Source organism: Enterococcus sp. DIV0806c, from assembly GCF_051710905.1.
GTDB classification, from domain to species: domain Bacteria; phylum Bacillota; class Bacilli; order Lactobacillales; family Enterococcaceae; genus Enterococcus_B; species Enterococcus_B mundtii.
The window spans coordinates 259,596-274,109 of the sequence record NZ_JBIOLO010000001.1 but is presented as its reverse complement, the minus strand read 5'-3'; the positions used below and the strand labels follow the sequence as shown (position 1 = coordinate 274,109).

Below are 14,514 nucleotides of genomic sequence, written 5' to 3'. Positions count from 1 at the left end.
GCTATAAAAAAACACACCTAAGCAAGCTTAGACGTGTTTTACTTTAAATCCTATATTTATCTTGAAACGGTCACTCCCTGTTCATTTGAAGCGATGTTTACCGCATCCATGATCTGACCGTCTTTGGATAGCACAATAATGTTGACACCTGTTTTATTTCTTGATACATCGACGCCGTCAATTTTAATTCTAGAAAATTGTTGCTCCTCATAAGACGTAAAACTAGAAACCATGGAGATGTTCTTATCAGTGAGTTTTTGGTTAACTTCATTATAATTTCCATTTTGCGAAAGAATAGGAGTCTGATTCTCTTGACGAATACCAGTAAAATTCCAATCATGAGTAAACTTCTGTAAATCAAGATCCGGTAAAAGTTTTGCTATTTCTACTGCTAAAGCTTCACTCATTTGTTGGGACTTGCCTGCACCAGCAATCAGAACTGTATAATCTGAGTCTTCTAATTCTTTTAGATATTCCTGATAATCCCAAATATTCATCAACGTTGGGTCTCCATTTTTATAAATCGTATTCCAAGCATTTTTAGAAACCGATCGAATCGTCTCCAAGCCAAAATATTTAGCATTTGAACGGTTGATCTGAGAGTCTATGTTCGCTCCAACGTGTGACAGTGCGCTAGAATATGCTGGATAGGGCATCCCTTCATTTGCATTGAAATCAGCGATCAAAGGATTTAGATTCCCTTGCTTTTTCTGGTTCTCTACATACCTATATTGTTCGTTGATATCACGATAAGACTGAACGATACCTTGCACACCTAAGACAAAGGAAAATAAAAATTGAACAATGAGAATTGAGCTGATCACACTATAAAAACTTCCAGCTGTTGTCTTTGTTAATTTATCTGGCCATTCGATTAACATCGCAATAATAATATACAATGCGCCACCAAAGAATGACCGCCCCCAGTTAAGTCCAGTTGGCGAAAGAGATAACACATAGATAGTTGCTAGTCCGGCAAGTACATATACATACGAAAGTCGGAACCAGTTTTTATGTTGGCTAAAAATAATACCTAATGCAATTAAAATAGCCGCTAAAACAAATAATTGCAAACTGTTTTCGTAAAGAGTTCGTGTAATCCCAAAAACACCAGTATATAACTTACGAGCAAATGACCATGTACTACGGTCAAAATACGTTGCTCGTATCTCATTCCCTGGAGCCGCAACCATCATCAATAATCCAAAGATTGCTCCACCTAAGCCTGAAAACAACCATACCTTAAACGGTCTTTTCTCTTTATAGATAAAATAGATATACCCTAAAACAACAAGAATTGCTCCACCAGATGTATTTTCATTACACCATCCGGCAAGTATCCCTAAAACTGTCATAAAAATAATCTGTAACGGTTGATTAAATGGTAATTCTCGACCTTTTGTATAATAGCGGTGATACATAGAAAGGAAACTAATAATGAGGATGCCACCCCATAGATAATTCGCCGCTCCAGTCTCCCATAAGATCGTTTGTCCGAAAGTTGGGACAAATAACCAAATCAACAAATTGATCATTAAATATTTAAACACATAAAAATTCTTATTATCTTTAGTTGATATTTTATAGATCAAAATGGTTAGTAAAACATAAATCAATGGATTCATAAAATTGAATACGATTTTTGGCATCAATAAAAATAAACGCGCAATGATATGGACCACTGACCGACCTGTCCAATTCATGTATTGCATATATTCGTCATGGAGAATAGTTGAAAAACTTGTTGTTTTGTACATGTATTCAATATCATCTGCAATCAATGGCGTTAAAAAATTCAGGATGACCATGACTACGTAAACGGAAACTATCACAATCATCTTTTTATGCTTGCAGATACTATCGATTATTCGATTCATTTTGTTCTTCCCTTCCAACAATTATTTAAGTGAATACTTATGAATATTATTATAACATTTTAAATCATTGGGTGCTCTTAAATGAAACAACGCTTTTTATCATTTTTTGTCTCATAGTTTCTTTGGCTTCAGATAGGTTCACTACAAAATGAACATTTCATAAAAGATCTTAATAGAAAACAATAAGAATAAATGTTTGTCGAAGTCTTCTCATTCAAGATCTCAACAAATCCACAAAGCCTGAGCGGTTATTCATTCGTGGGGAATATAGTCTCGAAAGACAGAAAAGAAGAAATTTCTAGGAGATTTTATGAGTTGAGTAGTTGACTAGCAAAAATCATCTGAGGCAAAACAAAAAAGCTTACTAGGAATTAACAGGAACAAATTTCTAGTAAGCTTTTTTATATTATGATAATGCCATAACGCCTAATTCACAAAATTTCTTTTGCTCCTTAGTACGCAGTGTCTATGGGCTATGACCGACACCTTTCCTTTGTGTATTAATCATAGCATAATGAAATGACTTTGGGAAGAATTTTAAATGCTATTCAATGATTTAGATAAAAACAAAAAAATATTTTTCATTTTATTATGCTTTGAGTAATGCTTTTTATTTAATTTTGCACGATAAATAAAGCTTCTAATTTCTTTTCTTCTAGCAAAAATCATTTTTTCGCTTTCAATATATTCTTTATATAAAATCATCAGACAAAAGATATCATGAATCTTTGTATGTTCAAGTAAATTATTGTATAGTGAAATTTCTTTCCTACTAACATTCTTATTAATTTGATATTTTGTAAGAAAACTTTTTACGTTGGAAGAAACAACAAGACTACCTGAGTGATTTTTATTTGCAATATTCATCAATATAGGACGATTATGAGAAGAAGCATTTCGAATACGTTTGATCATTATCAGTAATTCCTCAGCGGTTTTATAATACGCATAATTATTTTTCTGTTTATCAACATAAAACTTTATAAAGTCTATCAATTGCCCAAAATTCAATTTTTCTATTAATACCCAAACTGGAACAATCTTGCTATTAAAATATTTCCGTGATATTTGATAATCATAATCATTAGGGTCAGATACATTATAAATTGTTCTTTTTAAAATCGGCTTATAATTAACATTTATGTAATTTTGTCCATAACGTTGTCTTAGTACTTGTTGTTTTAAATTAAACTTTACTCTCTCAAAGGAATCAAATTCATTGACGATAGCATACCCATCCTCAGTACTATTCGTTATGTCCTTAATTAAGTTCTTTTTTAAACTGTGTTCTATGTCTAAACATAATTTATTAAATAAATGTCTCATTCTCATATCTATTATTGATAAATCATATAAATGAAAAAAGTCTAAATCAATATATTTATTGTTGCTATCTTTTCTAAAATTTCTCTTGTAACAAGTAATTTTATAATAAAAATTGGTGTTTTCAAGTATATTCTGTGCTTCAGTAACTGTTAAAATATCACAGCTAATATTTTTATCCTTTGTTAAATATGCGAGTTGGTCAGATAAATTTAGTTTCATAATTCCCACCCATTCAATATTATTATCTAAAAACAGACTCATCAGTTGTAAGTAGAGGATTAATCTTATTGAAAATGCTGTCTTCACTGGAAAAGTTTAATCATGCTAGAAGATTTTATTTCTTTTTTGACTAATTTCCCAGTATTATATGTGTCAATTTTGTTATTTTCTAAAAGATTTATATAAAGCTAATTCTGTAAACTTCATAAGATCATTAAATATCAGCAAATTATGTTTACTTTTATCAATTAATAATTCCATTCCACTTCAAAAGCTCCAAAAAAAAGAACGAATGTTCTTATCTATTTTATCATGAAACCGCATTTGTTTCTACAATTCAAACTTACTAAGCTTTATCCTATATGGCTCAACACGGAAAAATATTTTTCGCTATAAAAAAAAGAACAGACAGAAAATAATCATCTTCTGTCTATTCCAAACATTCTAACATTTCTATTTACCAACTTCATTTGATAGAAAGTCGGTTTACGCTGTTAAATTATTTAGCTAAAGCATCTTTTGCTTGGTCAGCTAATGCAGTAAATGCTGCTGCATCATGGACAGCCAAGTCAGCTAACATTTTGCGGTTGATGTCGATTTCAGCTAATTTCAAACCGTGCATCAATTTTGAGTAGCTTAAGCCATTCATACGAGCCGCTGCGTTGATACGAGCGATCCACAATTTACGGAAGTCGCGTTTCTTTTGACGACGATCGCGATATGCGTAGTTGTATGAATTCATTACTTGTTCTTTTGCTGTTTTAAATAAAGTGTGTTTTGAACCGTAGTAACCTTTTGCTAATTTCAGCATTTTTTTGCGACGTTTACGAGTTACTGTTCCACCTTTTACACGTGCCATGTATAATTCCTCCTAATAAAAATAAATCTTTAAATTTCAGTTATTTTACGTTCTTATTTCATTTTTGCTAGTTGTTGACGAATACGTTTGAAATCGCCACTAGAAACCATGCGCGCTTTACGTAATTGACGGCGTTGTTTTTTAGTTTTACCGTGGAAACGGTGACTTGTAAACGCACGGAAGCGTTTCAATCCGCCTTTACCAGTACGTTTGAAACGTTTTGCTGATCCGCGGTGTGTTTTTTGTTTTGGCATGACTATATTTCCTCCTCAAAATCTTTCGTTATCCGACTATTGACTGTCCAACAATCAGTTAGTCATTCAAATTACTTACTGTCGTTTTTCGGTGCCAGCGTCAAGAACATGCTGCGTCCGTCCATTTTCGCTTTTTGTTCCACTGTTGCAATATCAGCAGTTTCTTCAGCTAAGCGATCCAAGACTTTTTGACCAATTTCTTTGTGGGTAATGGCACGGCCTTTGAAACGGATAGAAGCTTTCACTTTATCGCCTTTCTCTAAGAACTTACGTGCATTACGAAGTTTTGTATTGAAGTCATTCAAATCAATCGTTGGACTTAAACGAACTTCTTTTACATTGATCACTTTTTGTTTTTTACGCGCTTCGCGGTCTTTCTTTTGTTGCTCGAAACGGTATTTTCCGTAGTCCATGATTCGCGCTACTGGTGGTTTCGCACCTGGAGCAACTAACACAAGATCCAAGTTTGATTGTTCTGCAATTTGCAATGCTTCTGCTTTTGACTTAACTCCTAATTGCTCACCATCTGAACCGATCAATCGTAATTCACGTGCACGAATGCCGTCGTTAACCATCATATCCTTTGCTATGGTCATTCACCTCCAAATATTATGAGAGAAAGAAAAGCTTACCGAATGAACGGCAATAAAAAAACGAGTTCTCTTGATAGAACCCGCACGTACTCCACCTATACTACATATAGATGAAAACTATCTAGCCCAGTGACTGTATCAACTAAGGCGAGAAGCGGGTGCTTCTGCTTTTATTTCTCAACTTAATTATCATACCAAATCTATTTCTTTTTGTCAATCGTTTCTTCACTTTTTTCTATTTAATCGTAGCAATTCTTCTTCACATACAGCTCAGTAATTAGACATTTTTGTTGCTTCGCTTATCACCAATCGAATCTGTCCCCCTACTGCTACTACCTCATTTACGTTTTATATAATTCCACTTCTTTTATTTTAAGATAACTAAAATATAATCTGGGGGAAATCATTTGATTCTTAATACAAAGAAATATTTTTTTATAAAAAAATGTTCTTATTTTCCAAACACGGTACCAAAAACCCTAAAAAATCAACATTATAACAAATCATATTATTTATGTTTCTATTATTTTTTTTACCTACACATCGGTATAAACTGATTCGTAACTATTCGTTTTTTTTGATAATCTTAATTCCAGATAACACGATAAAGAGATAATTACGAAACTCGTCTTTTATTATGCGTTATCTAAATCTTATTTACATATGGAGGGAAAAATGAAAAAACAAATTTTGGGTACCGTTTTATGCTCGGGGATTTTATTTGGAGCAAGCTTAGCGATCGGGGAACAAGACGCTTCTGCTCACGGTTATGTTGAATCACCGATCAGTCGCGCGTATCAAGGGCACTTAGACCGTAACGTCAACTTAGCTGCTGCAATAGCTAAGTATGGTCCTGTGGTTTACGAACCGCAATCATTAGAAGCCGGTAAAGGATTCCCGGAAAGAGGTCCTATCGACGGTCGCATCGCTTCTGCCAACGGAGCTGTTCAACGAAGCTTTGTATTAGACAACCAAACAGAAACAATGTGGACAAGACAAAACTTAGAAACAGGAGCGAACACATTCAGATGGCGCTATACACAATCTCACCGTACAACTAAATGGCATTATTATATTACTAAAGTAGGTTGGAACCCGAATGCACCACTGAAACGTAGCGATTTAGAATTGATTACAGAAATCCAACATGATGGAACTGCTTCTGCAAATAATCGTAACCACACAGTCAACATTCCAAACGACCGTATCGGTTATCATGTTGTTTTAGCTGTATGGGACATTCATGATACAGGCGGTGCCTTCTATCAAGTAGTCGATGTCAACTTGAAAGGTGATTCTGCGATTCCAGTAGCACCAACAGCACCACAAAGCGTGCGTGCGACGAATGTAACTTCTTCAACTGTCCAATTAGCTTGGAATAGTCAAGCGAATACTGCATCTTATAATGTTTATCGTGATGGCGCATTGATCGGAAATACATCATCGCCAGATTTCAATGATACAAACTTAACTGCGGATACTTCTTATAACTATGAAATCGAAGCAGTTGGACAAACTGGCTTAGTCTCTGCTAAGACAGCTTTGACAGTAAAAACTGCAACAGAAAATGCACAAGAAAAACCAACTACACCGACTCACTTACACTCAATGGGTCAAACAAGTTCAAGTGTTTCATTGATGTGGGGCGCTTCTACTCATTCAAAAGGAATCAAACAATACAACATCTACCGTAACAATCAATTGATTGGTTCAACAAAAGAAACAGCATACGAAGTGTCTGGATTAGCTGCAAACACTGCCTACTCATTCGTGGTTCGCGCAGTCAGCAATACGGATGAACTATCTGATGCAAGCAATGCGTTATCTATTACGACAGATCACGATGACAATGGCGGCGACGGTGGTGGCGAAGTCACTCCAGGACGTCAATGGACAGTAGGAAGCTTATTCGCACCGGTTTCTTATACAGCAGGCGAAGAAGTTGTTCACAACGGTGTAACATACATCACTTGGCAATCTCACTTGAACTACGGAGATACAAACTGGGCACCCGGAATTGCTCATGCCTTATTCTATCCTAAATAAAATAAACCTTATAAACATAATTAAAACGATAATATAGAAAACATTCCACGTAAACAAAACCCTATAAAACTGAGGCTAGAACAACTTTCTTTTCCTCAAAAATAAGCTAGCACCTGTAACATTCGAGACGAATTATACAGGTGCTAGTTTTTCAAAGTGCTCATCCATTATCACAGATTGTAAAACACATTCTCTCCCTCTTCGTATCCAGTTCCTTCTATAAATAGATAAAATATATAGAATTGCTTGAGATGTAGTATTTAGTCATCTCGAAACTCTTGAATCCAAATAAACGATATTCTAAATTGACTTTTTTCGATAATAAGACCGAACACTCCTATCACAATCTCAAACCAAAAAATTGATGATCAAATCTACAAAAAAGGACTAAAACAGTCAATAAAAAGATATATTTTAAAAATAATCAAACGTCAAAAAATAACTATAAGCGCCATTCCAAGCTTTCTCAATTAGAATAAAATTTTATCTTTTTATTTTTTTATTGTTATTTATTATACAAAATAAATAACTAATAAGAAATAAAAAAGACAATAAAAATGCCTTTAAATCAATATTTATTCATGTTTTGGATAAAAACACCCTCATTTGACGTCAAGACCCAAATTTACCTAATGTTCGGTATAAACAGATTATTCAATAGTGCAATTCTCTGATAATATTAAATACAGATAACAACGAGACACATCGAACGAGTCATACTCATCGACCTTATTAGTTATCTAAAAATATCATTTTATCTATGGAGGGAAACATGAAAAAGCAAATTTTAGCAACAGTTCTATGCTCTAGCGTTTTATTAGGAGTAGGTTTATCTATCGGAGGACAAGACGCTTCAGCTCACGGTTATGTGCAGTCACCGATCAGTCGTTCTTATCAAGGACACCGCGACCGTCTAATTAATCACGATTCTGCATTAGCAAAATACGGTCCAGTAATCTATGAACCACAATCATTAGAAGCATTGAAAGGCTACCCAGCAGCTGGTCCTGCTGACGGACAGATTGCTTCTGCAAGCGGTGCAGTTGGAAACAACTTCAACTTAGACCGTCAAACTTCGACTATGTGGACAAAACAAGACTTGAACACAGGTCCTAATACATTCACTTGGCGCTATACACAATCACACAGCACCACTAAATGGCATTACTACATCACAAAAGCTGATTGGAATCCAAATGATCAGTTAGATCGTAGCGATTTTGAATTGTTAACAACGATCAACCATGGTGGGGCTCAAGCTTCAACAAATCCATCACACTCAGTGAACATCCCTAATGACCGTCTTGGTTATCATGTTGTTCTAGCAGTTTGGGATATCGACGATACACGAATGGCATTCTATCAAGTAATCGATGTGAACTTGAAAGGTGATTCAGCAATTCCAGTAGCACCAACAGCACCACGTAACGTTCGTACTACTAACGTAACTTCTTCAACAACTCAATTGACTTGGGACGGACAAGCAAATGCTTCATCATTCAACGTTTACCGTGATGGTCAATTATTAGGAAACACAGCTTCACCAGATTTCAGTGATCAAAACCTAACTGCAGAAACTACATATAAATATGAAATCGAAGCAGTTGGACAAACAGGTCTAGTTTCTGAAAGAACAGCTTTATCTGTTACAACTTTATCTGAAACTACAGAAGAAAAACCAACTGCACCTAGCCACTTACACTCAATGGGTCAGACAAGTTCTAGCGTTTCATTGATGTGGGGAGCTTCTACTCACTCAAAAGGAATCAAAGAATACGAAATCTTGCGTGATGGCCAAGTAATTGGTTCAACAACTGAAACTGTTTTTGAAGTAGAAGGCTTAAAAGCTGAAACACAATACTCATTTGTAGTACACGCAATCAGCAATGAAGGCGATGTTTCAGATGCAAGTAACACATTAACAATCACAACTGACCGCGATGAAAATGGCGGCGGTGACGAAAACGGTGGCGATGGCGGAAACGGCGGCGGTGAAGTCGTTACTGGACGTCAATGGACAGTAGGAAGCTTCTTCTCACCTGTTTCTTATACAGCCGGTGAAGAAGTTGTCCACAATGGTGTGACTTATATTACTTGGCAGTCTCACTTGAACTACGGTGATACAAACTGGGCACCAGGAATTGCTCACTCATTATTTTACCCTAAATAAATCAACTCACTACCCTTTGTTCGACTAAACAACGATTGAAATAAGCAAGAGGCAACCACTCATTTGTGGTTGCCTCTTTTTTGTGATTTTTTATTTGGACCATTCAAAGTTCCACTTCAGTCAGAACATTTTTATACGCTGATTTCTTCACGGATCTCCGTTAGTTTTTCTTCGATCATTTGTAACACTTGCACTCTCGCTGCTTCATCTTCCACAAAGTTCAAGCAGTCACCGTCGATTTGAATCTTAGGACTTTCATCATAAGCTTCATACCATTCATCATAACGGCGATTCAATTCTTGATAGTACTCATAGAGACTAGGATCAAAAGAAAGTTGCTCATATGCCCGCCCTCTTTTTTCGATCCGTTCTAACATGGTTGAAAAAGATACGCGAATATGAACCAATAGATCGGGATGTTTTTTCGATGCCGCATAGGGCAATTCTTCCATCATGTTCGCCAATAATTCATCGTAGACTTGGACTTCTGTTGCTGTCGCTCGACCAAGATCTGCATTTAAATGAAATAATAATGAATCCTCATAGATCGAACGATCTAATACATTGTTATCCTCTTGCATCGCTTGCTTGATACTTGCAAATCGCTTATTCAAAAAATAAATTTGCAATAAAAACGCATATTGTTCAGGGTTTGCATAAAACAAAGGCAATACTTCGTTGTCATCGATTGATTCATAAAAGGCCTGACTCTTAAAATGGTCAGCAATCATTTTTGTTAAGCTTGATTTCCCTGCCCCTATCGTTCCTGCTAAAACAATCACACTCATTTCCCTCCAACTCACTTCTCCCACTAAATACAGTGTTTTTTTCTCATGTTTCTAAATATAACCCCAATATCTTGTGGTGTCAAACGAAATCGACAAGTTTCTTTCCTATGAAAAACCAAAATTTTATTAAGAAAATCACGTTTTTTGTCGAGAAATCGTATTCTTTATTTTACTTCTTGACTGGTTTTAGTAAAATAAAGAAGGACTGTTTTTTTGGACAAACATCGCGCACGTAGTAATAGGCGCTTTATTTTTTGTTTAAAAGCTACTCTCAGAGGAAAAGAAGGAGTTGTACTATGGCAATTCATGGCCAAGGGGAATCGAGTGGAAAACTGATTTTAATGGGTGAGCATGCTGTCGTTTACGGCGAGCCTGCCATTGCCTTTCCGTTTTATGCAACAAAAGTAACGGCTACACTTGAAGCACTCCCATCATTCAATAAAGATCAACTTATTTCTTCCTACTATATAGGAAATTTAAATGACGCACCACATGCGTTGAACAATATCAAACAGCTGATTGCTGGACTGAAAACTCACTACCATGTGCAAGACACATTGCGTTTAACAATTGAAAGCACCATCCCTGCAGAACGTGGGATGGGTTCCAGTGCAGCTGTAGCCACTGCGATCACACGAGCTTTTTATTCCGCCTATGAGTTGCCGTTATCACGAGAACAATTATTGGCACATGTGCAAGTTTCTGAAAAAATCGCACATGGAAACCCCAGTGGAATCGATGCTGCCGCAACAAGTGGATACGAACCGATTTATTTTACAAAAGGCCATCCTTTTGATTATTTTGCGTTGAATATCGATGCTTTTTTGATCGTTGCTGATACGGGAATCAAAGGTCAAACACGTGCAGCGGTGAAAGATGTGGCTCACCTTTTTGAAAAAGATGCGCAGAAAACTGGACAAAAAATCCAACAACTAGGATACTTGACGAAACAAGCTAAAAAAGCAATTATCGACAACTCACCAGAAAAGCTAGCTGAAGCAATGAATGATGCCCAGCGCATTCTAAAAAGTTTGACGATCAGTAATGACTTTTTAGACACTCTGATCGCTACCGCACGTACTGCTGGCGCTTTAGGTGCAAAATTGACCGGTGGCGGACGTGGTGGATGTATGATTGCTTTAGCACAAACAAAAACAGAAGCTCAAGAAATCAGCCACGCACTAATACAAGCAGGCGCAGCTGAAACTTGGATTCAAGGATTAGGAGTACATACCTATGCTTAGTGGTAAAGCCCGTGCTTATACAAATATCGCCTTGATCAAATATTGGGGCAAGGAAAACGAAGAATTGATTCTTCCGATGAACAACAGTTTATCTCTCACTCTCGATGCCTTTTATACAGAAACCGAAGTGATTTTTTCAGATTCGTTCACAGACGATCTGTTCTATTTAGATCATGAATTACAAACAGAAGCAGCAACAAAAAAAATCAGTCGCTTCCTTGATCTTGTACGCATACAAGCGAATACAAACAAACGCGCAAAAGTGATCAGCCATAACTTTGTTCCAACAGCCGCAGGTTTAGCTTCTTCTGCAAGCGGTCTAGCTGCGTTAGCTGGCGCCTGTAATGAAGCCCTAGGACTAGAATTGGATAAACAAGCCCTGTCCAGACTCGCTCGTCGGGGTTCTGGTTCGGCTTGTCGTAGTATTTTTGGTGGCTTCGTGGAATGGGAAAAAGGGCATGATGACCAAACTTCATATGCGCAACAAATCCCTTCTAATGGATTTGAAGACGAACTCGCCATGGTATTTGTATTGATCAATGATCAACAAAAAGATGTATCTAGTCGTGATGGGATGCGTCGAACAGTGGAAACTTCGCATTTTTATCAAGGGTGGCTTGATTCAGTCGAAACAGATCTAATGGAGCTGAAACAAGCAATCGCTGAAAAGTCGTTCCAAACAGTGGGCGAAGTCATGGAGCGAAACGGGTTAAAAATGCACGGCACCACGTTAGCGGCTAATCCACCCTTCACCTACTGGTCTACAGATAGTCTGAAGGCGATGCAAGCAGTTCGTGAACTACGTGCTTCAGGCATTCCTTGCTATTTCACGATGGATGCAGGTCCAAACGTCAAAGTATTAGTTGAAAAGAAAAATCAAACGGCTGTTCAAGCAAAATTCATTGAATTATTTAGCCGTCAACAAGTGATTCTTGCTCATGCTGGGCAAGGAATCACGATTATTGAATAAAGGGAGATTGTTATGGTTGAAGTATCTGCACCTGGAAAACTTTATATCGCTGGAGAATACGCAGTTGTCGAAACGGGGCATCCTGCAATCATCGTGGCAGTCGATCAATTCGTCACAGTAACAGTGGAAGCTGCTCGGAAAGTAGGAAGTATCCAATCTGCACAATATAGCGAGATGCCTGTGCGTTGGACAAGACGAAAAGGCGAACTTGTTCTAGATATCCGTGAAAACCCGTTCCATTATATCCTTGCTGCTATACGTTTAACTGAGAAATATGCACAGGAAAAAAACATTCTTCTTTCATTTTATGATTTGAAGGTAACCAGTGAATTAGATAGCTCAAACGGCAGAAAGTATGGACTAGGTTCTAGTGGCGCAGTAGCGGTAGCGACGGTTCGAGCATTGAACCAATTTTACGCACTGAATTTATCTCAGCTTGAGATTTTTAAAATTGCAGCCTTAGCTAATCTAGCTGTCCAAGACAATGGTTCTTGTGGCGATATTGCGGCTAGCTGTTATGGTGGTTGGATCGCCTTCTCCACTTTTGACCACCAATGGCTCAAAGAACAAGAATCAAGTAAAACGATCAGTGAATTATTAGCGCTTGATTGGCCTGGTTTATCTATTGAATCCTTACACACTCCGGAAGATCTCCGTTTATTGATTGGTTGGACCGGTAGTCCTGCCTCTACTTCCGACTTAGTGGACCAAGTACATCGCTCTCGTGAAGATAAAATGGCGGCGTATCAACAATTCCTTGAAGATAGTACGCTTTGCGTCAACACGATGATCCAAGGTTTTAAAGAAAACGATGTTGCTTTGATCCAAGAAATGATTCGTAAAAATCGTGAATTATTGCGTGATCTGTCTGCCATCACTGGTGTGTTGATCGAAACACCAGCATTAAATAAACTGTGTTGTTTAGCTGAACAATTTGAAGGTGCGGCGAAATCTTCTGGCGCTGGCGGTGGGGATTGTGGCATCGTGATCGTGGACCAAAAATCAGGTATCCTTCCATTGATGAGTGCTTGGGAAGAAGCTGAGATCACCCCGCTTCCATTACATGTCTACCATCAACAGAAAGAGGACAAGTTATGAATCGAAAAGATGAACATGTATCATTAGCTAAAGCATTTCACAACAAACAGATAAATGAATTTGACTTCGTTCGACTTGTCCATCGTCCACTTCCACAAAGCAAGGTTGATGACGTGTCTTTGAAAACAGAAGTTGCAGGTTTTACTCTTTCTAGTCCTTTCTATATCAATGCCATGACTGGCGGTAGTGAAAAAACAAAAAAGATCAATCATGACCTTGCACAGATTGCTAAAAGTGCTGGGTTGATGATTGCTACCGGTTCTGTCAGCGCCGCCTTGAAAAATCCTTCCTTGGCAGATTCTTATACGGTGATGCGAGATGTCTATCCTGAAGGGAAGATTTTAGCGAATGTTGGTGCTGGCACCTCGGTCTTACGTGCCCAAGAAGCCGTACAGCTTTTCCAAGCGGATGCGTTACAGATCCATTTAAATGCACCACAAGAATTAGTCATGCCTGAAGGGGATCGCGATTTTTCGCAATGGAAAGAACTGATTGCAGAAATCCAACAAACCCTTGATGTGCCAGTGATCGTAAAAGAAGTGGGCTTTGGGATGACGAGGGAAACCATCATTGAATTGTCTGAACTAGGTATCAAGACGATTGATGTCAGTGGACGTAGCGGAACAAGCTTCACACAAATCGAAAATGCTCGACGTAAAAAGCGTGAATTGGCTTATTTGACGGATTGGGGACAGTCTACTGTGTCCTCCTTACTTGAAGCAAACGAAGCGAATACACATGTCGAAATCATCGCTTCGGGTGGCATACGAAATGCTTATGATATCTTTAAAGCATTGTGTCTTGGTGCGAACGCTGTAGGGATTTCCGGAACGATCTTGACGCACTACATGACACACGGGATCGAGGAGACGATTGCTCATATGGCACAGTGGCAAGAAGAACTACGAATGCTCTATGCTATGGTCGGTGCAACAAAAACAAGTGATTTAACCAAACAATCCTTGATTTTTTCTGGCCCGGTCAAAGAATGGTGTGAAGCCAGAGACATCCCATTATCAAAATATGGTAGACGCAAATAAAAATGACGAGTGCATACGATGCACTCGTCA

At 37.6% G+C, this 14,514-nt stretch carries 12 protein-coding genes and 1 other annotated feature; of the genes, 6 read left to right on the top strand and 6 right to left on the bottom strand.

Annotation, left to right across the window (positions count from 1 at the left end; all coding sequences use genetic code 11):
• Nucleotides 1-56: 56 nt before the first annotated feature.
• The 5 genes from IGK77_RS01320 to infC form a co-directional block, all read right to left on the bottom strand.
• On the bottom strand, nucleotides 57-1,877 hold the full coding sequence (locus IGK77_RS01320) for a DUF3329 domain-containing protein (RefSeq protein WP_074799607.1): 1,821 nt from the start codon (nucleotides 1,875-1,877) through the stop codon (nucleotides 57-59).
• Nucleotides 1,878-2,414: 537 nt separating this feature from the next.
• Nucleotides 2,415-3,422 carry an Abi family protein gene (locus tag IGK77_RS01315; RefSeq protein WP_071866149.1) on the bottom strand — a complete coding sequence of 336 codons (1,008 nt, stop codon included), beginning with the start codon at nucleotides 3,420-3,422 and terminating at the stop codon, nucleotides 2,415-2,417.
• 499 nt (nucleotides 3,423-3,921) lie between these two features.
• Nucleotides 3,922-4,281 carry a 50S ribosomal protein L20 gene (gene rplT, locus IGK77_RS01310; RefSeq protein ID WP_019723984.1) on the bottom strand — a complete coding sequence of 120 codons (360 nt, stop codon included), beginning with the start codon at nucleotides 4,279-4,281 and terminating at the stop codon, nucleotides 3,922-3,924.
• Nucleotides 4,282-4,334: 53 nt separating this feature from the next.
• Entirely contained in the window at nucleotides 4,335-4,535 is a 201-nt protein-coding gene (rpmI, locus tag IGK77_RS01305; protein ID WP_010736566.1) for a 50S ribosomal protein L35, read from the bottom strand.
• A 71-nt stretch (nucleotides 4,536-4,606) separates the two neighbouring features.
• Nucleotides 4,607-5,131, bottom strand: coding sequence for a translation initiation factor IF-3 (gene infC, locus IGK77_RS01300; RefSeq protein ID WP_010736567.1), 525 nt, complete (start codon nucleotides 5,129-5,131; stop codon nucleotides 4,607-4,609).
• Between the two features lie 43 nt (nucleotides 5,132-5,174).
• Nucleotides 5,175-5,304, bottom strand: a sequence feature (ribosomal protein L20 leader region).
• A gap of 499 nt (nucleotides 5,305-5,803) precedes the next feature.
• Here infC and IGK77_RS01295 point away from each other — a divergent pair.
• Nucleotides 5,804-7,174: a lytic polysaccharide monooxygenase gene (locus tag IGK77_RS01295; RefSeq protein ID WP_074799606.1), complete on the top strand. Its 1,371-nt coding sequence runs from the start codon at nucleotides 5,804-5,806 to the stop codon at nucleotides 7,172-7,174.
• 772 nt (nucleotides 7,175-7,946) lie between these two features.
• A complete protein-coding gene (locus IGK77_RS01290; RefSeq protein WP_074799605.1) occupies nucleotides 7,947-9,344 on the top strand; it encodes a lytic polysaccharide monooxygenase in 1,398 nt (465 codons plus the stop codon).
• A 131-nt stretch (nucleotides 9,345-9,475) separates the two neighbouring features.
• Here the strand turns inward: IGK77_RS01290 and IGK77_RS01285 are convergent, their stop codons facing one another.
• Complete coding sequence (locus IGK77_RS01285) at nucleotides 9,476-10,132, bottom strand: deoxynucleoside kinase (protein WP_074799604.1); 657 nt, start codon at nucleotides 10,130-10,132, stop codon at nucleotides 9,476-9,478.
• 296 nt (nucleotides 10,133-10,428) lie between these two features.
• Here IGK77_RS01285 and mvk point away from each other — a divergent pair, with 296 nt between their 5' ends.
• From mvk to fni, 4 genes are read left to right on the top strand one after another with little or no spacing between them, the layout of a single operon-like run.
• Nucleotides 10,429-11,376, top strand: coding sequence for a mevalonate kinase (gene mvk / locus IGK77_RS01280; protein WP_071866145.1), 948 nt, complete (start codon nucleotides 10,429-10,431; stop codon nucleotides 11,374-11,376).
• Nucleotides 11,369-12,346, top strand: a complete 978-nt coding sequence (gene mvaD, locus IGK77_RS01275) for a diphosphomevalonate decarboxylase (protein WP_074799603.1) — start codon at nucleotides 11,369-11,371, stop codon at nucleotides 12,344-12,346. Before mvk ends, mvaD begins: the two co-directional genes overlap by 8 nt.
• A gap of 12 nt (nucleotides 12,347-12,358) precedes the next feature.
• The gene (locus IGK77_RS01270) at nucleotides 12,359-13,444 is read left to right on the top strand and encodes a phosphomevalonate kinase (RefSeq protein ID WP_019722409.1); all 1,086 of its coding nucleotides are present in this window, start codon (nucleotides 12,359-12,361) and stop codon (nucleotides 13,442-13,444) included.
• Nucleotides 13,441-14,484, top strand: a complete 1,044-nt coding sequence (gene fni / locus IGK77_RS01265) for a type 2 isopentenyl-diphosphate Delta-isomerase (RefSeq protein ID WP_074799602.1) — start codon at nucleotides 13,441-13,443, stop codon at nucleotides 14,482-14,484. Before IGK77_RS01270 ends, fni begins: the two co-directional genes overlap by 4 nt.
• Nucleotides 14,485-14,514: the final 30 nt, after the last annotated feature.